We start from the raw sequence: 22,648 nt of genomic DNA, 5'->3' as shown, positions 1-22,648 counted from the left end.
ATTCTACATTCCCAGAAACACCTGTCAACCCTCCAAATTGCTTTTAAGACAATGATTTGCAACTTTTTTTCGAGAAAGCCTCCCGAGCCCGAAAATCAGGCGTTCGAGGGGCAAAATCACCCGCGCATAAAAAAGGGCGCTCACCGGGAGCGCCCCCATGCACCTTCTATATAGAGAGCAGCGGATCAGACGAAAGCGATTTCGTCGTCCACCACCGTACCCTTGATGCTGGTGCCCGGCATGAATCCGCCGGAGAGGATCAGCTGAGCCAACGGGTTTTCGATCCAGCGCTGAATCGCCCGCTTCAACGGCCGTGCGCCATACACCGGGTCGTAACCCACGGCGATCAGCTTGTCCATGGCTTCAGGCGCCAGTTCCAGACGCAGGTCCCGCTCTGCCAGGCGTTGACGCAGGCGACCCAACTGAATCTCCGTGATGCCAGCGATCTGCTCACGCGCCAGCGGCTCGAAGATCACGACTTCGTCGACCCGGTTGATGAACTCCGGACGGAAATGCGAAGTAAGGGCATCCATCACCGCCGCACGCTGGGCTTCGCGATCACCCACCAGCTCCTGAATCCGTGCCGAACCCAGGTTCGAGGTCATGACGATCACCGTGTTACGGAAGTCGACCGTACGCCCGTGGCTGTCGGTCAGGCGACCGTCCTCCAGCACTTGCAGCAGGATATTGAAGACATCCGGATGCGCCTTCTCGACTTCATCCAGCAGGATCACCGAGTACGGCTTGCGGCGCACGGCTTCAGTCAGGTAACCACCCTCTTCATAACCGACATATCCCGGAGGCGCACCGATCAGACGGGCCACGGAATGTTTCTCCATGAACTCGGACATGTCGATGCGGACCATCGCCTCTTCGGTGTCGAACAGGAACTCGGCCAGCGCCTTGCACAACTCGGTCTTACCCACACCGGTCGGGCCGAGGAACATGAACGAACCGCTCGGGCGATTCGGGTCGGACAACCCGGCGCGCGAACGACGCACCGCGTTGGCCACAGCCACCACCGCTTCGTTCTGGCCGATCACACGTTGGTGCAGCAGGCTTTCCATTTTCAGCAGCTTGTCGCGCTCGCCTTCCAGCATTTTCGACACGGGAATGCCGGTCCACTTGGAAACCACTTCGGCGATTTCTTCCTCGGTCACCTTGCTGCGCAGCAACTGGTTTTCGGGCTTGCCGTGCTGATCGACCATTTGCAGGCTGCGTTCCAGGTCCGGGATGACCCCGTACTGCAATTCAGCCATGCGATTCAGGTCGCCACGACGCCGTGCCGCCTCCAGTTCCTGACGCGATTGCTCGATCTTTTGCTGGATCTGCGCAGAGCCTGTTACTTCGGCTTTTTCCGAGGTCCAGATTTCTTCCAGATCGGCGTACTCACGCTCCAGGCGCTCAATTTCTTCCTGAAGCTTCTCAAGGCGCTTGATCGCGGCCTCGTCGTCTTCCTTCTTCAGCGCCTGGGATTCAACCTTCAACTGAATCAAACGACGCTCAAGACGATCCAGCACTTCGGGCTTGGAGTCGATTTCCATACGAATGCGGCTGGCCGCTTCGTCGATCAGGTCGATGGCCTTGTCCGGCAGTTGCCGATCCGTGATATAGCGATGGCTGAGCTTGGCCGCTGCGATGATCGCGCCGTCGGTGATCGCCACCTTATGGTGAACTTCGTAGCGCTCTTTCAGGCCACGCAGGATCGCGATGGTGTCCTCTTCGCTCGGCTCGTCCACCAGCACTTTCTGGAAGCGACGCTCAAGGGCTGCGTCCTTCTCTATATATTGGCGGTACTCGTTGAGGGTCGTGGCGCCCACGCAGTGCAGCTCTCCACGCGCCAGGGCGGGCTTGAGCATGTTGCCGGCGTCCATCGAGCCTTCGGCCTTGCCTGCACCGACCATGGTGTGCAATTCGTCGATGAACAGAATGATCTGACCTTCCTGCTTCGACAGCTCGTTAAGCAACCCTTTCAAGCGCTCTTCAAACTCGCCGCGGAACTTGGCACCGGCAATCAGCGCGCCCATGTCCAGCGACAGCAGGCGCTTGCCTTTCAGGCCGTCCGGCACTTCGCCGTTAATGATGCGCTGGGCCAGGCCTTCGGCGATGGCGGTTTTACCGACACCGGGCTCACCGATCAGAACCGGGTTGTTCTTGGTCCGGCGCTGCAACACCTGAATGGTCCGACGGATTTCGTCGTCACGGCCGATCACCGGGTCGAGCTTGCCTTCTTCGGCACGCTTGGTCAGGTCGACGGTGTATTTGTCCAGCGCCTGACGGGATTCTTCGGCGTTCGGGTCGTTGACCGCATCACCGCCGCGCAGGTTGCTGATGGCATTTTCCAATGCCTTCTTGCTGACGCCCTGCCCCAGCAACAATTTGCCGAGTTTGCTGTTTTCATCCATCGCTGCGAGCAGCACCAGTTCGCTGGAGATGAATTGATCGCCTTTTTGCTGGGCCAGGCGGTCGGCTTGATTGAGCAGGCGCGCCAGGTCCTGCGACATGTTCACGTCGCCGGTCGGGTTCTGAATCTTCGGCAGCTGATCAAGCTCCTTGCTCAACGCCTTGCGCAGGCTGTTGATGTCGAAGCCGACTTGCAGCAACAGGGGTTTGATCGAGCCACCCTGCTGTTCAAGCAATGCCTGCATGAGGTGCGCAGGCTCGATGGCAGGATGGTCCATACCCACCGCCAGGGACTGAGAATCGGATAAAGCGAGCTGTAATTTGCTGGTTAAACGGTCAATACGCATTGGTCACCTTCCTAATGGGCAGGCCGGAGCAATGAACACACCTTAATAAAGAAAACCTGCCAGATAGCCCTTTAGATGTGGCCGATTGCACAGGATTCAAGCGGTGGCTGCTTGACACAGATCAACATTAGCTTGTTGAGGGGGATTAGCGGGAGAAAATGCGAACGGGGGGCAATACGACGAACTGTAGGAGCGTGGCTTGTCTCTGGGCCGCATCGGGACGATCTGGCGCGAAGCGGCAGTAAGCCCTGAGCCTGCGAGCCTATTGATCCACCGCATTGGCCGGATTTACGACTGCTTCGCAGCCGTTCGCGGGACAAGCCACGCTCCTACAGGGTATTTCAGACTGCGTCGATCCAGACAAGCGAGGCAAACCGACCAGTGCGCGCACCCCGGCGATAAGAGAAGAAGCGCTCGTCGTTATAAGTAGACAAACCACCGCCATACACCGCTGTCACGCCATAAGCCGCCAAACGCAAACGCGCAAGCTGGTAGATATCGGCCATGAATTTGCCCGCATTCACGCTAGGTACGAAGGCTTCGACGGTTTCAGGGTGCGTGGCGATAAAAGCGTCGCGGACTTCCGGCCCCACTTCGAAGGCCTGAGGGCCAATGGCCGGACCGAGCCAGACCATAACCTCGGAGGGCGCATCAGCAAAGCTGTCGACCGCCGCTTCCAGCACGCCTGCGGCCAAACCACGCCAACCGGCGTGCGCCGCTGCCACTTGAGTGCCTTGGCGGTTGCAGAACAGAGCAGGCAGGCAGTCAGCCGTCATGATGGTGCACGCAACGCCCGGCGTCTGGCTCCAGCTGGCGTCGGCCTGCAGCACCTCGGCGGGTGACGCTTCGACGATGTTGATGCCATGAACCTGCTTGAGCCAGGCAGGCTGGGTGTGCAGACGCGACGTCAGCAATGCACGGTTATGCGCAACGGCTACCGGATCGTCGTCGACATGATCACCCAGATTGAAACTGTCGAACGGGGCAAGGCTGATGCCGCCCGCGCGAGTCGTGACGCACGCCTTGATACCCACCGGCGCAGGCCAGTCGGGAATCAGCCAGTCCGCCACGAACTCACTCATCCGATGAACGCCTCACGGTCTTGCTTGAGCAGCGACAGAAGCCAGACAAAATCATCCGGCAATGGCGATTCCCAGCTCATGCGCTGACCGGTCGTCGGATGATCCAGCTCCAGGAAACGCGCATGCAGCGCCTGACGCGGGAAATGTTTCAACGACTCGACCATCGTGACACTGGCCGCTGGCGGGATGCGGAAGCGACCGCCGTAGGCCGGATCACCGACCAACGGAAAGTTGATGTGCGCCATGTGCACACGAATCTGGTGCGTACGGCCGGTTTCCAGTTTGACCCGTACATGCGTATGGGAACGGAAACGCTCCAGGACGCGGTAGTGGCTGACTGCAGGCTTTCCGCCTTCCATCACCGCCATGCGCTGACGTTGCTGACCATGACGGCCGATCGGCGCGTTGATCTTGCCACCTGCGGTCACGACACCGATCACGATGCACTCATAAATGCGGCTGACGCTGCGATTCTGCAGCTGAGTGACCAACTGGGTCTGCGCCTGAATGGTCTTGGCGACCACCATCAATCCGGTGGTGTCCTTGTCCAGACGGTGCACGATGCCAGCACGCGGGACATTGATGATGTCCGGCACGTGGTGCAGCAAGGCGTTGAGCAGCGTGCCGTCGGCATGACCGGCAGCCGGGTGGACGACCAGCCCGGCCGGTTTGTTGATCACCAGAATCTGGTCGTCTTCATAGACGATGTCCAGTTCGATGTCCTGCGCGACCCACTCGCCCTGAGCCTCTTGCTCGGCTTTGAGGACCAGTACGGCACCGCCATGCACGATGTCACGCGGGCGCAGAACGCCTCCGTCCACAGTCAGGCGGCCGTCTTTGATCCAGGCGGAAAGGCGCGAGCGCGAGTGCTCGTCGAAGAGTTGGGCGGCGACTTGGTCGAGGCGTTGACCGCCCAATTCGGACGGCACCTCTGCGCGGAGTTCTATGATCTCAGACATGCTCAAACTAGGAGGTGGCACTGGCCTTTGGTTTCGGCTGTGCGCTTGTGGTTAAATACGGCGTCTTTTGTCCCGGGGGTTCCACGGGGCGCCCATCATAACAGGACGGTCCTGCGCAAGACAGCAGGCCGTTATAGGGACGCAAGCCGCCATGCAAGTGAAACACCTGCTGCTGATAGCCATCCTCGGACTTACCGCTGCCTGTTCTTCGAAGAAAGAAGTCGTCGACGAAAACCTCAGTGAAGTCGAGCTGTACCAGCAGGCGCAGGCCGATCTGGACAACAACAGCTACAACAGCGCGACCGAAAAACTCAAGGCGCTGGAATCCCGCTACCCGTTCGGCCGCTATGCCGACCAGGCGCAGCTGGAGCTGATCTACGCCAACTACAAGAATGGCGAGCCCGAGGCCGCGAAGACCGCTGCCGAGCGCTTCATTCGTCTGCACCCGCAGCACCCGAACGTCGACTACGCCTACTACCTCAAAGGCCTGACGTCGTTCGACCAGGACGTGGGCATCATCGCGCGCTTCCTGCCGCTGGATCAGACCAAGCGTGACCCGGGCGCTGCGCGCGACTCGTATAACGAGTTCGCCCAGTTGACCAGCCGTTACCCGAACAGCCGCTACGCGCCTGACGCCAAGCAGCGCATGATTTATCTGCGCAACTTGCTGGCGGCGTACGAAATTCACGTGGCCGACTACTACCTGACCCGCCAGGCCTACGTCGCAGCGGCGAACCGTGGCCGTTACGTGGTTGAAAACTTCCAGGAAACCCCTTCGGTTCCGGACGGGCTTGCGGTCATGGTCGAAGCGTATCAGCGCCTGCAACTGAACGACCTGGCCGACACCAGCCTGCAAGTCCTGAAAACCAACTATCCGGACTTCCCGCAGCTGGCCGATGGCAAGTTCGAACCGCGCACGCCCGATCCGGACAACCGCTCGTGGCTGTCGAAAGCGACGCTGGGTCTGATCGAAAGCCGTCCGCCACTGCCGCCGGGAGAAACCCGCGCCAACCAGGACGTGATCAAGCAGTATCAGGACGCCAAGGACGCCATTCCGGCCGACCTGTTGCCTGAGAACCAGACGGACGAAGCCGACAAGAAGAGCGAAGACGATGACGGCACGCCAAAAAGCCGTTCCATCTTCAGCTACATGACCTTCGGCGTCTTCGACTGATCACCGTCGCGATTCGAGCGTCAGCAAAAAGAGGCCCTTTGGGGCCTCTTTTTTATTTCGGTCAGTTTTCCGACAGCCTGGATCGGCGCAGATCACTGTGCGGCTGACAGCGCCTTGGCTACACTGCGACATCTTCACTTCATAAGCTGGTAGACATGATTCGCTTGATTATGTGGATCGCCTTGGTCATGGCGATCATCTGGTTGTACAAACGCGCTACCAAAGGTCCTGCCGCACGCTCGAAACCCGCAGCACCGGAGCTCGACGCCGCGCCGATGGTGCGTTGCGCGCAGTGTGGCGTGCATGTTCCACGCGACCGCGCCCTGAGCCAGGGTCTCCAATGGTATTGCACCGAAGCGCACCGCCTACAGGGCCCGGCTGCACGTGACCGCTGAAACCCTGTCGCTGGCCACACCCCAGGCCCAGCGCATTCTGCGGCTGTATCACTTGTACCGTCTGAGCATCGGCATCCTGCTGGTGCTGTTGATTTCCAGCAGCCTCGATGCCGAACTGCTTCAGCTGGCCGACATCGAACTGTTCCGCACCGGTTGCTGGCTGTACCTCGTCTTCAACATCCTCGTGGTCGTGTTGCTTGAGCGGCCCAGTCGTCAGGGACAACTGTTCACCCTGGCCATGGCCGACGCGCTGACGCTGTGCGCATTGTTTTACGCCGGCGGTGGCGCCCCGAGCGGCATCGGCAACCTGATCGTGGCCTCGGTGGCCATCAGCAACGTGCTGTTGCGTCAGCGCAGCGGGCTCCTGATTGCCGCCGTTTCAGCCATCGGCATCATCTACCTGACCTTCTTCATCAGTTATCACCAGCCTGCGGCAGCCAATCACTTCGTCCAGGCGGGTTCACTCGGCGCCTTGTGTTTTGCGGCCGCGCTGCTGGTTCAAACGCTGGCTCGCCGGCTTCAGCTCAGCGAAGACATCGCCGAGAAGCGCGCGGCCGATGTCGATAACCTGGAGCAACTCAACGCCCTGATCCTGCAGCGCATGCGCACAGGCATTCTGGTGCTCGACTCGAACCGCCAGGTGCTGCTCGCCAACCAGAGCGCATTGACCTTGCTCGGCCATCAGCACCTGCTGGGTGAAGTCATCGATCCGTACTCACCCCAACTGGTCGAGCGTTTGCGCCAATGGTTGATCAACCCTTCCATGGCGTCGCGCAGCATGACCACGTCGGCGATCGGCCCCGTGCTGCGCCCGGGTTTCATTGCTCTGACCCGTGGCAGCCACCGGCACACCCTGGTGTTTCTCGATGACCTTTCGCAGATCTCCCAACAGGCCCAACAACTCAAGCTTGCCGCACTGGGCAGGCTGACAGCCGGCATCGCCCACGAGATCCGTAACCCACTGGGCGCCATCAGCCATGCGGCGCAGCTGCTCCACGAGTCAGAGGAACTGAGCGGGCCGGACCGGCGTCTCAGTGAAATCATTCAAGATCAATCGCGACGGATGAATCTGGTGATCGAGAACGTCTTGCAGCTGTCCCGCCGACGTCAGACCGAACCCCACCTGCTCGACCTCAAGCAGTGGCTCGAACACTTCGTCAGCGACCTGCGCAGTCGGCTGTCCGCCGACCAGTCTGTACACCTGGAAACCGGCGACGGCACCCTGACCACGCGCATGGACGCCGAGCAATTGCAGCAGGTCCTGACCAATCTGGTGCAGAACGGCCTGCGCTACAGCGGCCAGCTGCACGAAAAAGCCCAGGTCTGGCTCAAACTGTTCCATGATCCACACAGCGAGTTGCCCAGCCTGGAAGTGCTGGACGACGGTCCCGGCGTCGCGACCGAACACCTGACGAAGATTTTCGAGCCTTTTTTCACCACCGAAAGCAAAGGAACCGGCCTGGGCCTGTACCTTTCGCGTGAGTTGTGCGAAAGCAATCAGGCGAACCTGGATTACACACCACGGGAAGGTGGCGGCAGCTGCATGCGGATCACCTTCGCCCATCCGTTCAAATTGAGTTGAACATGAGCCCACGGCAAAAGATCCTGATCGTCGACGATGAGCCGGACATTCGCGAATTGCTGGAGATCACTCTCGGGCGAATGAAACTGGACACGCGCAGTGCGCGCAACGTCAAGGAAGCGCAGGACTGGCTCGCGCGCGAGCCCTTCGACCTGTGCCTGACCGACATGCGCCTGCCCGACGGGAACGGCCTTGAGCTGGTGCAGCATATCCAGAAGCGCCATACCCAAGTGCCCGTGGCGATGATCACTGCCCACGGCAGCGTTGACACAGCGATCCATGCCCTGAAAGCCGGGGCGTTCGACTTCCTCACCAAACCGGTGGATTTAGGCCGTCTGCGCGAGCTGGTAGGCAGCGCATTGCGCCTGCACGCCTCGCCTTCCAACGAGAACACCATCGACAATCGCCTGCTCGGCAACTCACCACCCATGCAGGCGTTGCGCAAGCAGATCGGCAAACTGGCCCGCAGTCAGGCGCCGATCTACATCAGCGGCGAGTCCGGCAGCGGCAAGGAACTGGTCGCGCGCCTGATTCACGAACAAGGACCGCGCATCGACAAACCGTTCGTGCCGGTCAACTGCGGGGCTATCCCTACAGAGCTGATGGAAAGCGAGTTCTTCGGCCACCGGAAGGGCAGCTTCACCGGCGCTCACGAAGACAAGCCCGGTCTGTTTCAGGCAGCCCACGGCGGTACGCTTTTCCTCGACGAAGTCGCCGACCTGCCGCTGGCGATGCAAGTCAAACTGCTGCGTGCCATCCAGGAAAAATCCGTGCGTGCCGTCGGCGGCCAGCAGGAGCAAGTGGTGGACGTTCGCGTCTTGTGCGCCACCCACAAAGACCTCGGCGTCGAAGTGGCTGCCCAACGCTTCCGCCAGGATTTGTATTACCGCCTCAACGTGATTGAACTGCGCGTGCCACCGTTGCGCGAACGTCGCGAAGACATCGAGGAGATCGCCAATAACGTGCTTCGGCGCCTCGCAGAAAGCGCTGGCCAACCGCCTGCGCGCCTGACTTCCCAGGCTTTGGCTGCGCTGAAGGGCTATCGTTTTCCAGGCAATGTTCGCGAGCTGGAGAACATGCTCGAACGCGCGTACACGCTGTGCGAAAACGACCAGATCAACGCCGACGACCTGCGACTTGCAGAGCCTGTCAGCGCCAGCGAACAAGACGGACCGAGTCTGGCCGATATCGACAACCTGGAAGACTACCTCGAAAGCATCGAGCGCAAGCTGATCCTCCAGGCGCTCGAAGAAACCCGCTGGAACCGCACAGCCGCCGCGCAGCGATTGAACCTGACGTTCAGATCGATGCGCTATCGGTTGAAGAAGCTGGGGTTGGAGTAGCCGGAGCGCTTCTCCACTTGATAAGTCCCAAAAAGGGACCTATCGTTCCCTTTTTGGGACTTACCGCACCGAGCGCTTATGTCTATCGGCGATGCACTCTTCACCACAACCCAACAGCGGCTGCTTGGACTGCTATACGGCCATCCAGAGCGAAGCTTTTACACCAATGAAATTGGGCGATGGGCTCAGGTTGGCAGGGGAAGCATGGTCCGCGAACTGGAGAAACTGCACTCCGCCGGCCTGCTCACGGCGACCCGCCAAGGTAATCAGATTCACTACCAGGCCAATCCCGAAAATCCTGTTTTCCAGGAATTGGTGGCTATCGTGCGCAAGACCTTCGGCATTGCCGATCACTTGCGAGTGGAATTGATGCCGTTTGCGGACCGTCTTCAGCAAGCCTTCATCTATGGATCAATCGCGAAAGGGACCGCGAACACATCCAGTGACATTGACTTGATGCTGATAGGCGAAGGAATCAGTTACAGCGAAGTGATGGAGCGTATGATCCCGATCGAGGAATTACTGGGCAGAACAATCAACCCGACGCTTTATTCGCCCGCTGATTGGACGGCGAAGCTCAAAGCCGGAAACAGCTTCGTGATGCGCGTGGCCGAGCAGGACAAGATCAAGATCATTGGAAGCGAATAAGGGAGTACGCCAAGGAATGGGCAGCAATGACAATCTCGATAACCTTGTGCGCAGTGGCGGTTTAAAGCTTGAACCTTACGACACCAAGGAATGCGCCGGACTGATTCGCTCTGCAGCAGACCGCCTCCGGGACGCGCACAACTCCACCCTTTCCTACGCCAGCCGCTTCGACCTGGGCTACAACGCTGCACATGCGCTGGCTCTCGCCGCGATGCGCTTGATGGGGTACCGCTCTGACCGGCGATACCTGGTTTTCCAGTGCTTGCCTCATACCATTGCCCTCGACAAAGTGCAGGTCCGCCTGTTTGCACTTTGCCACGAACGACGCAACCTTGCGGAATACGAAGGCTACATGGATATCGATGAACCTCTGCTCAAAGAACTGCTCGAAAATACCGAGGCCCTGCACCTGCTGGTACAGAAGGCAATGACGCTTTAGCTCTGAATTCTTCCTTCTGGCGCATACGGCATCGGATCGATAATCGGCGCATCACCCACGATTAAATCGGTCAGCAACTGACAGGACGCGGGGGCCAGCACCAGTCCGTTCCGGAAATGGCCGCAGTTCAGCCACAGCCCCTCGTAATTCGGTACCGGACCAATGAACGGAATCCCCTCGGGAGAGCCCGGCCGCAATCCTGACCAGTGCCCCACCACCTCGGCGTCCGCCAATGCGGGGATCAGCTCGACCGCCGACGCCTTCAGGCTTTCAAGCGCCGCGTCGGTCGGTGTCTTGTCGTAGCCTTCATATTCCAGCGTGCTGCCAATCAGAATGTGCCCGTCACGACGAGGGATCGCGTAGCGACCTTTGGCGAGGATCATGCTGGGCAGGAAATCCGCCGCGCACTTGAACAGAATCATTTGCCCCTTCACCGGCTCGACCGGCAACTCAAGACCGAGCTTGCCGAGCAGGTCGCCGCTCCACGCCCCGGCCGCCAGCACCACGCTGTCACCGAGTACGTCACCTGCAGCGGTGCTCACCCCGATGATCCTGTCGCCATCGCGCACAAAATCACTGACTTCACTCTGCTCGTGAATCGTCACGTTCGGCATGGCCAGCAACGCCGCCTTGAGCGATTTGACCAGACGGGGATTCCGCACGTTGGCGATGTCGGGCATGTACACCGCACGCGAATAGCCGCCGCCCATCACCGGAACGGCATCGTGCACCTGGGAAATGTCCACGGAAGACAGCGGGCGATTCAACCGTTGCGCCCACTCCAGCGCTTCCTTCTCGTCGTCAAGATCAAGCCAGTAGAGACCGGTCTGGTGCACCTCGGGATCAATACCCGTGACCTTGAGCAACCGCTCGGCCAGCTGTGGATAGAAATCCTGCGACCAGTGCGCCAACGCGGTCACGGCCGGGCTGTAGCGCCAAGGGTACAGCGGCGAAACGATACCGCCGCCGGCCCAGGAAGACTCTTGCCCCACCCCGGAACGGTCGAGCAGCACCACACTCTGAACCTTTGACGCGAGGTTAAAGGCGGTCAAAAGACCGATGACGCCACCGCCGACGATTACCACGTGTTGCCTGGACATGCAGAACCCGATCATCAATAGAAAATTAACGCCGGTTTGCGCCCAACAGGTGGCTGATAAACCGACTCGACAATGGCCAACAATTGGCGCCATGCCACTGGTCCGGCGAATATCCCCGGACATCCACTACATAGCGACTTCGAACCTGAGTAGTATCACCATATTTCGAACGAAAAATGGAATTTCCTTGATGGATTTCAGCGCAGGGCGTCCGTGTCCACACACACGCCCGAATCTGCATCGCCGTTGGCAGGGTCCTCACAGGGGCAACAGCGCCGGGTTTACCTTGATCGAATTGATCGTGGTGGTGGTGATCGTCGGCGTTTTTGCGGCGATTGCAATTCCGAGCTTCAGCTACATGATTCACAAGAGCGCCGTGACCGCGACCAGTAACGAGCTTTACGACCTCTTGCAGTATTCCCGCGCAGAGGCCGTCACCCGCGGCACGCGCGTCACCATTCAAGCGCCGGGCGGAGCCAGTGGGGCGTGGAACGGCAACGTCACTGTCGCTTATGCGTCTGGCGCGGCTGCGACCAGCGTCAACCTTAGACAAATCGGCACATCGGGCTTTCAGACCGGTATCAGCATCGTAACGGCCGTCGGCAGCCTCGTCTTTGCGTCGACGGGGACCGTGTCCAGCACAGCTTGTTTCGCGGTCAGCCACAGCACCGATAACAAGGTCGCGACGCAGTACATCGGCGTCCAGGCGAGCGGGCGGATTACCGCACCTTCTACCGTAAGACCGGGAGAATGTTGATGATCGTGGGCATGCGCCGTCGCTGTGCCGGCTTCAGCATGATCGAAGTGCTGGTCAGTCTGCTGATTACCGTGGTCGGCGTGCTGGGCATGGTCGCCCTTCAGAGCAAGGCGATTCCTTACACTCAGGATTCGGTGCAACGTAATACCGCGATGATGCTGGTGGATGATCTGGTGGAAATCCTTCGCGCCTCGACGACATGCACCGGGACGAACGACTGCATGAAAGCACCCGGGGCTACCTTTCAGGCCGCCGCGTCCAGCTGCATCCCCACCCCGACAGTTGCGACTCAACAGATAGGCTGCTGGGCGAACCGGGCCAGAGCCTCGTTACCCGGTGCTGAAGATTTGGCGGTGAACTTGTTCTATATCTGCCGCAGCATTGTGGCTGGCGATATAAAAGCCGCTGCCTGCGGGACGGACACCATTTTGGACACCGAAGTTGAGATACAAGTGGCCTGGAAAGTGAAAAACCCCAGCGACTGCCTGGACGGCGGCGCCAATGGAACGTGTACGTACAAGCTAAGGACTCGCCTTTGATGAAGTGGACGCCGGCTTCAAAACAGTCGCGTGGTCGTCAGCGCGGCCTTTCTCTCATCGAACTGATGGTCGCGATGGTCATCGGCTGTTTTCTGATTCTGGGCGTGACGCAGATTTTCATCAGTAATCAGAAAAGCTATCTTTTTCAGCAGGGCCAGGTCGGCAACCAGGAAAACGGCCGTTTTGCACTTGGCCTCCTTGCGCAGGAGCTGTCTAAAGCCGGGTACCGAAGCAACATTCTTAAGCCTCTGGCGATCAACAGCACGTTGAGCGATTGCAATTTTTCCAGTGAAAACGTACCGGTCCTGGCCGTATCCGCAACAACGCTGTGCATTCAGTATCAGGCCAGCAACCGGGCCGATGTCACGTGTCAGGGGACGGCGCTTTCGAACGCTTCCAAAAATGCGATCGCAACACCCTATGGACAGCAAAATCCGGTGATCACGGAAAAGATCGCCTTCGACAGTGCGGCCAAAGCCATCACCTGCACCACGGGCAGCAATACGGTTCCACTGGTCACCGGCGTTAAAGACATGCGCTTTGAATACGGTGCCGGCGATGTTAACGAAAGAAATATCAAGGCATACGGCGTCTCTCCAGCGGGCACCGTCCGTATGGTCCGTTACTCGGTCCTGATGCAAAGTCCAGGCACCAGCAGCCTTCTCGACACGGCCGATATCTCGCCAGCGCTGAGAGAGTGGAACACCCGTTACAGCACCACCTATAGCGACACAAAAAGTATTTACCAGATCGTGCAGGGCACATTCATGGTCAGGAACCTTATGCCATGAACGTGCGATTGAAACGGATCGAACACCTGACCGGCAGACGTCAATCCGGTGCGACCCTCCTGGTGGCACTCATGATGCTGTTGATCATCACGCTGCTGGCGCTCTCGAGCATGCGCGGCGTTTCGCTGGAATCGCGGATCACCGGTAACCTCAAACAGCAAAAAAACCTGACCAGCGCAGCCGAAGCGGGATTGCGAATCGGTGAACAGAAGATTCAATGCGCCGATTGCAAGGCGATACTTCAACCCGTCAGTGTTCCGGCCAACACCAACGGCGATACCCCGACGCGGTTCGGCGTGAATGACGGGGGCGTGGTGAACGCCGTTCCGGCTAACGCGTATAACGGCGTAAGAATCCAGTGGTACGTTGTCGACATCACCTCGCTGGTATCCCCACAAAGCCAGAATAACTGCGCGTTGCTGAACGTGGCCAAGAGCAACTGTCATCGTTATTACGAAATCAATGCGTGCGCGTCTACGGTCCTGTGCACGAGCGATGCGGTCACCCAGCGGGTCATCCTGCGATCGGTAGTCGGGGTATCCAACTGATGAACATGTGTCTCTGGCAGAAAATCATGAGTAAAAAAGCAGTCGCCAGTTTCATCGTTGTCGCCCTGAGCAGTCTGATGTTGCCTGCGACCGCGGAGGCCGTTGTAAGTCAGGTCCCGGCGCAACTTCCCCTGTTCCTCAATAACTCGGTGCCGCCGCTGAACATGCTGGTCGTCGGGCGCGACCATAAGCTTTTTTTCCCGGCGTATAACGACGCCTCGGACCTCGACGGCAACGGTTCGATCGATATCCGCTACAAACCCTCGATCGACTATCTGGGCTATTTTGACTCCCTGACGTGTTACACCTACGGCAGCGGCTACTTCACGGCCGCCTCGAAAACCACCGCCGCCAACCTGAAAAAATGCCCAGGAAGCTGGAGCGGTGACTACCTCAACTACCTCACCACTTCCCGGGCAGACGCCCTGCGCAAAGTGCTTTATGGCGGCTACCGCGAAGTCGACACCACCACGCAGACCATCCTGACCCGCGCCTATATCCCGACCGACGCGCACACGTGGGGCAAGGAGTACACCAGCCTGAAAGTCGACGGCTACAATCTGTCCGACTACACGCCGCTGTCCAACCCGGATGCCGGCAACTACACGCTGTTCGCCAACAACACGCAGGTCAGCGCGCCTCTTCTACGGGTGCTGTCAAACGTCTCCAACATTCGTATTTTCGGCTGGGTGTCCCGAGAAGTCACCCAAGGAGGCACGACCGCCACTAACACCAGTTTCAAGGACGTGACCGTCTCGCCTTCGGACTATCAGGTGAGGGTCGAGGTCTGCAAGACCGGCTTCCTGGAAAGCAACTGCAAGCTTTACCCGAACGGCAAATACAAGCCGACAGGCATCCTTCACGACTACGGTGAAGGCAACCAGATGTATTTCGGTCTGATGACCGGCACCTACCAGAACAACATCCAGGGCGGTGCCATCCGCAAAGCGATCAGCAGTTTTTCCAACGAAATCGAAGCCTCTACCGGTATCTTTGGCACCAAGAACACGACGACAGGCCTCTACACCAAGAGCGGCATCATCGGCACCCTGGACGGGCTGAAACTGACCTCCACCGGTTGCAGCACGTCCGGCAACTCGATCACCAACTCGAACTGTCAGAACTGGGGCAACCCGCTGGCAGAAATGATGTTCGAGACGCTGCGTTATTTCAGCACCGTGACCGTGAACGGTGTCACGACCGCGCCGACTTCAGGCTATCTCTCCGGCACAGGCGATAACGCGCTGGGGCTGAGCGGGTTAACGGCGTGGACCAGCCCTTACGCCGCATCACCTGATGCGAATGCGACCAACCCGACCTATCCGAGTTGCTCCAAACCCTTTGAAACGTTGTTCAGTGACGTCAACCCGACCTACGACTCGGACCTCCCGGGCAGTGCTTTCTCGACGACAGCAGCACCCTCCACCACATCGACGCTCACCGGTTTCAGTGCACAAACGCTGGGGCAAGCGATCTGGAACGCCGACGTAGGTGCTGGCAACAAGAACATCAACATTGGTGAAACGACAACCAGCAGCGACACCGCGCCCACCTCGAAAATAGCGGGCAGCCTCGGCAATATCCGAGGGCTTCCGGAAGAGCCGACGAAACAGGGGACCTTCAACGCCGCGGCCGTGGCGTATTTCGCTAATACGCACCCGATCACGCCGCTGGGCAACCTCAATGTCCAGACGTTCTCCATCGCTCTATCATCGACGCTGCCACGGATTCAGATGCCTGTCGGCAACGGCACTATCACGTTGCTGCCATTCGGCAAGGTCACCTCGGGGGTCACCGAGCAGATCACCGGTTTCTATATCGACTCGCTCTACAACATGGCCGGCCAGCCGACCGATACCACCGTCAACGGTGGTCGCGCGCAGGCGGTCTTCCGGGTGGTATTCGACGACTGTGGCCAAGGCTGCGACTACGACATGGACGCGATCGTCCTGTACACGGTCGCCGTCACCGCCGCAGGTACGCTGGATGTCACCCTGCAAACGGTCTACTCGGTTTCGGGCGCGGAATCGCACATGGGTTACACCATTTCCGGCACCACGGCCGACGGGATCTACCTGGAAGTGACCGGTGGCGGCAGCACGGGCGCCACGCATTACGCACTCGACACCCCCGGTACGCAGTTGCCGGGATCCTGTCCCTGCACAGGCAACAGTACGCTGCTGCCAGGACGCAAATCAGGCAGCATCATCGTCAACGGCAGCGACACCCATGTGCGCAACTTCAAACCGTCTTCTGCCAACTCGGTCACCAACCTTCAAGACCCGCTCTGGTATGCCGCGAAATGGGGTGGTTTCGGCGACACTAACAACACTGCCAGCAGCGTACCGGTGGCCGGACAGTGGGACTCGAACGTCAGCGGCACCCCGAACAACTATTTCCTGGTCAGCAACGCCTCAACCCTGAAAACGCAGCTGGCGAAGGCGTTCAACCAGATTCTGCAGGCCAACAGCTCGGTCGCCACACCCGCGGCCATACCTGCGCTGGGCACCAGCAACTCTTCCTCCACCTACCTGAACAGCCTGAACGTCGCGTACTGGAGCGGTGATCTGACCAAGACCACGACCACCTACACCAGCACGGGGTCGAGCACGGTGCAGAACTGGTCAGCCGCGCAAAACGTCCCCACCTGGAGCCTTCGTAATATCCAGATGGCGACACAGACGGGTAACGCGTTGCAACCCTTCACCTTCACCAACCTCGGCAACAGGACCTACGCGACCGTCAATCTGCAGACCACGCTCACGTCGGATCAGGTCGACTTCATCAAGGGCGACTCCAGCAAAGAGATTTCAACGTTCAGGCGTCGCGCCTCGTTGATCGGCGATCTGGTCAACTCATCGCCTGTCGTCGTAGACACCGCGTTGTACGAGCCTACCGTTGCGGACACGCTCGACGGATCCGCCGGTGATTACGCGACGTTTACCGCAAACCAGAAGACCCGGCGCGCGCAGGTTTATGTCGGCGCTAACGACGGGATGTTGCATGCCTTCGATGCACTGACAGGCGTGGAGAAATTTGCCTTCATTCCGTCCGCCGTCATCTCCGGCCTCAGCGCATTGACCAACAAAAGCTATAACTCTGACGCTTCGTTGCACCGCTACTTCGTCGATGGCAATTCCACCACCGCGGACGTCTATTTCAACAGCGCCTGGCACACGATTGTTGTCGGCACACTCGGCGCTGGCGGCAATGAAATCTTCGCCCTGGATGTTACCAACCCTGACAACATCACCTTGTTGTGGGAGTTCACCTCTCAGACCGACCCCGAACTGGGAGCGACCTTCGCCACGCCGGTCATCGCCAAGCTTCATTCGGGAGATTGGGGCGTGATCGTCGGCAACGGTTACAACGGCAACAATGGCAAGGCAGCACTGTTTGTCCTCAACGCCTCGAATGGCGCGGTCATCAGCAAGCTCACCACGTCGGTTTCGGGCAACAACGGGCTGTCGTCCCCGGTCGTCCTGGACGCCAACTCGGACGGGATTGCCGACTATGTGTACGCCGGCGATCTGCTGGGCAATCTCTGGCGTTTTGACCTGATTGGCACGTCCTTGACCGCGACGGCCGCAGCGAGCAGCTACAAGGTAGCGTTCGGCAACACACCGCTGTATACCGCCACCACCAGCACAAGCTCGGGCGTCGCGCAGTCGATCACCGCCCCGCCGATCGTCAAAGGCCACCCAACGGGTACCGGCACGCTGGTGATCTTCGGTACGGGACGCTATTTCGCAAGCGCGGACAAAACCAGTACAGACCTTCAAACGCTGTACGGGATCTGGGATAAACAGACCGCAGGCGCGACGGCCAGCTCGACCCCCGTATTGACCCGACTCAAGCTTCAGTCACAAAACATCACCCAACAGGCTACCGGAACGTTTAATGGCAACTCCAAGACCATTCGACTGGTCAGTGCCAATGCGGTGGACTGGAACACCAGTTTCGGCTGGTACCTTGATCTCGCCGTCGGAAATTCATTGCTGGGCGAACGTCTGGTGGATCCGTTGACGTTGACTGGCAGTGTCCTGTTCGCTTCAACCCGCACGCCCAGTTCCGACGTCTGTACACCGGGTATTACTGGATGGATCTACGGCCTGAACCCCGACACCGGGGGTCGGACCAGCGTCTCGGTCTTCAACTTCAGCCGGAACGGGACGATCAGCAGCACCGATCAGTACAACAACAATGTCGTCAGCGCATACAGCTCTGCGGGTGGTGGCATGGCGGTTGTGAGCGGAAAAGGCATTAACGCGACCGACACCAACGGCAACGTCACCATTGTTGGCGCAGATGGCAAATTTGAAGGCGGAAACACAGGGTCATCGACCAACGGCCGTCAAGCCTGGCGCACCATGCCGTCTTTCCCTTAACAAGCAGTCCCAGAAGAGGCAGTTTTGAACATGCTGGCAAAACCGAAACATCAACAGGGCTTTACCCTGATCGAACTGATGATCACGGTGGCGATCGTGGCCATTCTGGCGGCCATTGCGTACCCCAGTTACACCAACTACGTAAAGCGCGGGTATCGCTCCGAAGGCATTGCATTGCTCAATGACGCCGCCGCGAAAATGGAGCGTTTCTATGCGCAGAACAATAGCTATGCCGGAGCAACACTCACGAAGCTGGGCTACACCGATCCAATGATGTCGACCAATGGGAAATACAAACTGACCATCCCGAATCCAACCGCAACCGCCTACTCGGTGGTGGTAGCGCCGCAAGGCAGCCAGGCGACGGACACTTGTGGAACGTTGAGCGTGAGTCAGGACGGCACTAAATCGGCCACCGGTGCCGACTGCTTCAAATAAACGAGCGCCTCATCGCCCCCAGCACCCCGCCACACTGGCATCGCCCGACATCCCCACATTGTCGTGCCTGCCAGTGTTATCCAGCACGAACCCGCCACATCTGTCGCCGCTCATCAGCGTCCCGGCGACAGGCATCGCTGTCAGGATGAACGTCTGCTCCGACCGCTCGGCACTGATCGCGTAATACGCGTTGCCGCCAGAAACGTCATGCTCCCGAACGGGCGGTCCGGCTACATTTGAGTACTGCCCTGCGCGTGAGAAAAAACGCTCCAGCCTTTGCGCTTCCTCGACCAGCACACCGGCGATTTCCGAGCGGCGGGTTTTCTTCGCGTGTTCGGTGTACGTCGGGTATGCGATCGCCGCCAGGATCGCGACGACGGCGATGGCGATCAGCAATTCGATCAGGGTAAACCCGTTGCCGTACCTCGACAGTGAGCGCCCGTTCATAACCGTTGTCGCCACATGACTCGTCCCCTATCGGTGTGAATGCTCTCCAGCACGGTCCTTGTGGAGCCCTGAAGACCGACGGCCGTAACACGGTACAACCGGCGAAACTCGCCTCGTTCTCCTGCGCCGGCAGGATCCTCGGTTTGCCCCAAGTGCTGAATGCCATAGAACCCACCGTGGCTCGATACCCAGCTCACGTCGGAAGCGCCGCCTGAGCCTGCGGCAGTACGCGTCAGCGCATCCATCGGCGGCAGGCACATCGTCGGAGTCGAGCATTCGGGGAGCGCGAATCCGGGTTCAAGAACAGCGGCCTCTGCGGCCCTGAGCACCGTTTCGGCTCTTTGAAACGAATCGTGCCGCAGTGACAGGCTGCCCGCGACTTTCTCCTGAAGGGTGGCGTTCTGCATGGATGAAGTGGCGAGCAGGGTCAGCAGAAGAAGGAACACCAGACTGACAATCAGCACCACACCGCGTTGAGCGTTCATCGGTGTGTCCTCACCCCAGCCGGTTACGAATGGCAGCGACCACATTGAAGGTCTGTTCTTGAGTGCGATCTGCCGGATCAAAGAGGGTCAGCGTCAGCCGCACGCTGCGGATCAGCGCGGGATCAGGTTGATCGGTGTAACGCGCAATCCCAGGCGTATCGATGCCATCTGCCACCCCGAACAACACGCTGAACGACCGGACGTTGCTGATCAGTGGCTGTCCGTTGAGCGCCAGCTCGCCCCGGCTTGGGTTGAAGCGATACACCTGTTTGTGGATCGGCAGCATCAGCTCGCCTTCGGCAAGGCGCGGCGCCCGGCCTCGGGTCCATGCGGTGGCGGATGACAGGCAGTCGGTGTGAATCTCCCAGTTGTGCCAGGCCCCGCCCTGCCCTACGCCGGCCGTTATGAGGGTCAGTGACTGTTGCTGCGCCTCCCACTCCACAGGTGTGCGAGTGGCCGTGGAGAATTGTCCACCCGCGCTGGCGTCACGAACCGTCGCCAGGCAGCCGAACATGCCTGCCAGGCGTATTTCCTGAACCACCTTGCTGAGGACGAAACGCGCATCTTCTTGCAGGCCTGCCGACGATGCCTGACTCAGGTAGGTGTTCTTACTGCTGAGAAAAATCTGTATCAACGCGTGCGACATCACCAGCCCGAGCGCCAAGGCAAGCATGATTTCCACGAGCCCAAATCCCCTCGCCTGCCGCCTCATGGTCGAAGGGCTCGTGTGAGGCTGCTCAGCGTGAGCGTTTGCCGGTGTCCGGTTTCACCCTCAGCGCGCGAGTCATCCCAGTCCAACTCCAGCGTGACATGAGCGCCGACGACCGAGACGGTGGCCTGAACATCGTCCCCGACCATGCGCCGAAGCTGGTCGGCGAAATCGAACAGGTCCTGATCTCTGGGGTTATCGGGGTTGCCGGACGTCGGCGCCTGGCTCAGGGAGGACAATGCGTAGTTCGCGTCGGGATTGGCACGGATGCGCTCCAGCAAATCCTGCGCGATAAAGCTCGCTTGTGTACTGCGCATGGCGCTGTCGGTGTGCTTCAGCGCGTTGAGCTGCAACATCGCCACGCCCAAGGCGCCTATGGAAAACACCACCAGGGCGACCAACACTTCGATCAGCGTCATCCCTGCCTGTCTCGATCTCGTGTCCATCCAGCCTCTCCGCAAGTCCGTGTGCAGGGACCATTGAAGCCGATAACCAGAAGCCTGCCCGATCGTTGTGTAACTGCTCCTTGCGGACATATCGGCTGACAATCGGCGCCCTTGCCATCTCACCGCCTGGAGGGTCTGCTAGGGGCGTTAGGGTCAGGGAGAACCAGAGTGAGGCAGCAAGGATTGACACTCATTGAGCTGCTGGCGGGCTTGGTATTGATCGGAGTCGTCGCGGCGTTGGCAGTGCCGGCGTTTGGCGCCTTGATTGATTCACAGCGCCGTCAGGACACTGCCCAGCAATTGATCAGCGGCCTGAGACTGGCGCGCGTAGAAGCCATCTTGAGAGGTCAGCCGGTGATCATGCAGGCCCTTGAGGGCGGATGGAGTCAAGGATGGAATGTCTTCGTCGATGCCAACCGAAATCAGTTTCGAGACGACGATGAGCTGATCCTCGCCGAACGCAGCGGCCATCGAAACATCAGGGTGGTGGGCAATACCCGAGTCGCGGCGCGCGTCGGTTTCGACAGCACGAAACGGCTGATCAACAACGGCAACGGGACGCTGGCGGTGTGCCTCAAGGACTCACCCGCCAGCCACGCTCAAGTCGCCATCGCGGTCACGGGACGCGTCAGCCTTCGAAGCGAAGGCTTCGGCACGGAACCGTGCGCGTGAGACGGTTTATTCAACCTGCTTGACGCGCAGTTCCTTGGGCATCGAAAAGGTGATGTTTTCTTCCCGACCCGCCAGCTCGTCGGCGCCGATAGCGCCCCACGCCTGCAACTGCTGAATCACGCCCCGAACCAGGACTTCCGGCGCCGAAGCACCCGCAGTGATGCCAATTCGCTCGACACCGTCGAACCAGCTGCGCTGCATGTCTTCGGCGCCGTCGATCAGATAGGCCGGCGTCGCCATGCGCTCAGCCAACTCACGCAGACGATTGGAGTTCGAGCTGTTCGGGCTGCCCACGACCAGCACCACATCGCACTCGTCGGCCAGTTGCTTGACGGCGTCCTGACGGTTTTGGGTCGCGTAGCAGATGTCGTCCTTGCGAGGCCCACCGATGGCAGGGAAGCGCGAACGCAAGGCGTCGATCACCCGGCTGGTGTCGTCCATGGACAAGGTCGTCTGCGTCACGAACGCCAGTTTTTCCGGGTTCTGAACCTGCAACCTGGCGACGTCCTCCTCGTCTTCGACCAGATAGATGGCGCCGCCATTGCTGCCGTCGTACTGGCCCATCGTGCCTTCGACTTCCGGATGGCCCTCATGGCCGATCAGGATGCATTCGCGCCCGTCGCGGCTGTAACGCGCAACTTCGATATGGACCTTGGTCACCAGCGGGCAGGTCGCGTCGAACACCTTCAAACCGCGACCCGCGGCTTCGGTACGCACTGCTTGGGAAACGCCGTGAGCACTGAAGATGACGATGACGTCGTCGGGCACCTGATCCAGTTCTTCGACGAAGATCGCACCGCGACTGCGCAGGTCTTCGACGACAAATTTGTTATGAACCACTTCATGGCGCACGTAGATCGGCGGGCCAAACACTTCCAGCGCGCGATTGACGATTTCGATCGCACGGTCCACCCCGGCACAGAAGCCACGTGGGTTGGCGAGTTTGATTTGCATGA

Annotated in this window: 22 protein-coding genes; 13 read left to right on the top strand and 9 right to left on the bottom strand. The window is 59.5% G+C overall.

Translation table 11 applies throughout. The features are described 5' to 3' along the window. Positions 1 to 185: 185 nt before the first annotated feature. The 3 genes from clpB to rluD form a co-directional block, all read right to left on the bottom strand. Positions 186 to 2,750, bottom strand: coding sequence for an ATP-dependent chaperone ClpB (clpB, locus tag ABDX87_RS17435; RefSeq protein WP_346829003.1), 2,565 nt, complete (start codon positions 2,748 to 2,750; stop codon positions 186 to 188). A 341-nt stretch (positions 2,751 to 3,091) separates the two neighbouring features. Further along, positions 3,092 to 3,820, bottom strand: a complete 729-nt coding sequence (pgeF, locus tag ABDX87_RS17430) for a peptidoglycan editing factor PgeF (RefSeq protein ID WP_346833551.1) — start codon at positions 3,818 to 3,820, stop codon at positions 3,092 to 3,094. A gap of 8 nt (positions 3,821 to 3,828) precedes the next feature. Beyond that, a complete protein-coding gene (gene rluD / locus ABDX87_RS17425) occupies positions 3,829 to 4,791 on the bottom strand; it encodes a 23S rRNA pseudouridine(1911/1915/1917) synthase RluD (protein ID WP_346829002.1) in 963 nt (320 codons plus the stop codon). Positions 4,792 to 4,942: 151 nt separating this feature from the next. On the opposite strand from rluD, the gene ABDX87_RS17420 reads away from it, so the two are divergent. The 6 genes from ABDX87_RS17420 to ABDX87_RS17395 all read left to right on the top strand — a co-directional run bounded on the left by ABDX87_RS17420 (position 4,943) and on the right by ABDX87_RS17395 (position 10,372). Then, positions 4,943 to 5,965 (top strand): outer membrane protein assembly factor BamD, encoded by a 1,023-nt coding sequence (locus tag ABDX87_RS17420; RefSeq protein ID WP_346829001.1) that lies wholly within the window; start codon positions 4,943 to 4,945, stop codon positions 5,963 to 5,965. 155 nt (positions 5,966 to 6,120) lie between these two features. Continuing rightward, a complete protein-coding gene (locus ABDX87_RS17415) occupies positions 6,121 to 6,360 on the top strand; it encodes a PP0621 family protein (RefSeq protein WP_346829000.1) in 240 nt (79 codons plus the stop codon). Next, positions 6,350 to 7,942, top strand: a complete 1,593-nt coding sequence (locus ABDX87_RS17410) for a sensor histidine kinase (RefSeq protein ID WP_346828999.1) — start codon at positions 6,350 to 6,352, stop codon at positions 7,940 to 7,942. Before ABDX87_RS17415 ends, ABDX87_RS17410 begins: the two co-directional genes overlap by 11 nt. Positions 7,943 to 7,944: 2 nt before the next feature. Beyond that, on the top strand, positions 7,945 to 9,285 hold the full coding sequence (locus ABDX87_RS17405) for a sigma-54-dependent transcriptional regulator (protein WP_346828998.1): 1,341 nt from the start codon (positions 7,945 to 7,947) through the stop codon (positions 9,283 to 9,285). A gap of 78 nt (positions 9,286 to 9,363) precedes the next feature. Next, a complete protein-coding gene (locus ABDX87_RS17400) occupies positions 9,364 to 9,933 on the top strand; it encodes a nucleotidyltransferase domain-containing protein (protein ID WP_346828997.1) in 570 nt (189 codons plus the stop codon). 16 nt (positions 9,934 to 9,949) lie between these two features. Then, positions 9,950 to 10,372 carry a hypothetical protein gene (locus ABDX87_RS17395; protein WP_346828996.1) on the top strand — a complete coding sequence of 141 codons (423 nt, stop codon included), beginning with the start codon at positions 9,950 to 9,952 and terminating at the stop codon, positions 10,370 to 10,372. Here ABDX87_RS17395 and thiO read toward each other — a convergent pair. Next, the gene (thiO, locus tag ABDX87_RS17390; RefSeq protein ID WP_346828995.1) at positions 10,369 to 11,472 is read right to left on the bottom strand and encodes a glycine oxidase ThiO; all 1,104 of its coding nucleotides are present in this window, start codon (positions 11,470 to 11,472) and stop codon (positions 10,369 to 10,371) included. The genes ABDX87_RS17395 and thiO overlap by 4 nt on opposite strands. A gap of 286 nt (positions 11,473 to 11,758) precedes the next feature. Between thiO and ABDX87_RS29250 the strand changes: the two genes are divergently transcribed. The 6 genes from ABDX87_RS29250 to ABDX87_RS17360 are packed head-to-tail and all read left to right on the top strand — an operon-like array spanning position 11,759 to position 18,933. Beyond that, complete coding sequence (locus ABDX87_RS29250) at positions 11,759 to 12,229, top strand: GspH/FimT family pseudopilin (protein ID WP_431061158.1); 471 nt, start codon at positions 11,759 to 11,761, stop codon at positions 12,227 to 12,229. Continuing rightward, positions 12,229 to 12,768, top strand: coding sequence for a type IV pilus modification protein PilV (gene pilV / locus ABDX87_RS17380; protein ID WP_346828993.1), 540 nt, complete (start codon positions 12,229 to 12,231; stop codon positions 12,766 to 12,768). The genes ABDX87_RS29250 and pilV (ABDX87_RS17380) overlap by 1 nt, the downstream gene beginning before the upstream one ends. Continuing rightward, entirely contained in the window at positions 12,768 to 13,559 is a 792-nt protein-coding gene (locus ABDX87_RS17375) for a prepilin-type N-terminal cleavage/methylation domain-containing protein (RefSeq protein WP_346828992.1), read from the top strand. The genes pilV (ABDX87_RS17380) and ABDX87_RS17375 overlap by 1 nt, the downstream gene beginning before the upstream one ends. Continuing rightward, a complete protein-coding gene (locus tag ABDX87_RS17370; RefSeq protein WP_346828991.1) occupies positions 13,556 to 14,107 on the top strand; it encodes a pilus assembly PilX family protein in 552 nt (183 codons plus the stop codon). The genes ABDX87_RS17375 and ABDX87_RS17370 overlap by 4 nt, the downstream gene beginning before the upstream one ends. Before the next feature lie 26 nt (positions 14,108 to 14,133). Further along, positions 14,134 to 18,495, top strand: a complete 4,362-nt coding sequence (locus ABDX87_RS17365) for a pilus assembly protein (protein WP_346828990.1) — start codon at positions 14,134 to 14,136, stop codon at positions 18,493 to 18,495. Between the two features lie 30 nt (positions 18,496 to 18,525). Then, entirely contained in the window at positions 18,526 to 18,933 is a 408-nt protein-coding gene (locus ABDX87_RS17360; RefSeq protein ID WP_346828989.1) for a type IV pilin protein, read from the top strand. A 9-nt stretch (positions 18,934 to 18,942) separates the two neighbouring features. Here ABDX87_RS17360 and ABDX87_RS17355 read toward each other — a convergent pair whose 3' ends face one another. The 4 genes from ABDX87_RS17355 to pilV (ABDX87_RS17340) are packed head-to-tail and all read right to left on the bottom strand — an operon-like array spanning position 18,943 to position 21,020. Further along, complete coding sequence (locus ABDX87_RS17355; protein WP_346828988.1) at positions 18,943 to 19,380, bottom strand: type IV pilin protein; 438 nt, start codon at positions 19,378 to 19,380, stop codon at positions 18,943 to 18,945. Beyond that, positions 19,377 to 19,865: a pilus assembly PilX family protein gene (locus tag ABDX87_RS17350; protein ID WP_346828987.1), complete on the bottom strand. Its 489-nt coding sequence runs from the start codon at positions 19,863 to 19,865 to the stop codon at positions 19,377 to 19,379. The genes ABDX87_RS17355 and ABDX87_RS17350 overlap by 4 nt, the downstream gene beginning before the upstream one ends. A 10-nt stretch (positions 19,866 to 19,875) precedes the next feature. Beyond that, complete coding sequence (locus ABDX87_RS17345) at positions 19,876 to 20,577, bottom strand: PilW family protein (protein ID WP_346828986.1); 702 nt, start codon at positions 20,575 to 20,577, stop codon at positions 19,876 to 19,878. Beyond that, the gene (pilV, locus tag ABDX87_RS17340; RefSeq protein ID WP_346828985.1) at positions 20,574 to 21,020 is read right to left on the bottom strand and encodes a type IV pilus modification protein PilV; all 447 of its coding nucleotides are present in this window, start codon (positions 21,018 to 21,020) and stop codon (positions 20,574 to 20,576) included. Before pilV (ABDX87_RS17340) ends, ABDX87_RS17345 begins: the two co-directional genes overlap by 4 nt. 183 nt (positions 21,021 to 21,203) lie before the next feature. Here pilV (ABDX87_RS17340) and ABDX87_RS17335 point away from each other — a divergent pair, with 183 nt between their 5' ends. Next, a complete protein-coding gene (locus ABDX87_RS17335) occupies positions 21,204 to 21,692 on the top strand; it encodes a GspH/FimT family pseudopilin (protein ID WP_346828984.1) in 489 nt (162 codons plus the stop codon). Between the two features lie 6 nt (positions 21,693 to 21,698). Here ABDX87_RS17335 and ispH read toward each other — a convergent pair whose 3' ends face one another. After that, positions 21,699 to 22,646 (bottom strand): 4-hydroxy-3-methylbut-2-enyl diphosphate reductase, encoded by a 948-nt coding sequence (ispH, locus tag ABDX87_RS17330; RefSeq protein WP_346828983.1) that lies wholly within the window; start codon positions 22,644 to 22,646, stop codon positions 21,699 to 21,701. Between the last annotated feature and the right edge of the window lie 2 nt (positions 22,647 to 22,648).

Origin of the sequence: Pseudomonas abietaniphila, assembly GCF_039697315.1 — a bacterium.
Lineage (GTDB): Bacteria > Pseudomonadota > Gammaproteobacteria > Pseudomonadales > Pseudomonadaceae > Aquipseudomonas > Aquipseudomonas abietaniphila_B.
The sequence above is the reverse complement of the archived record's forward strand: the minus strand, read 5'-3'. Positions and strand labels throughout refer to the sequence as shown.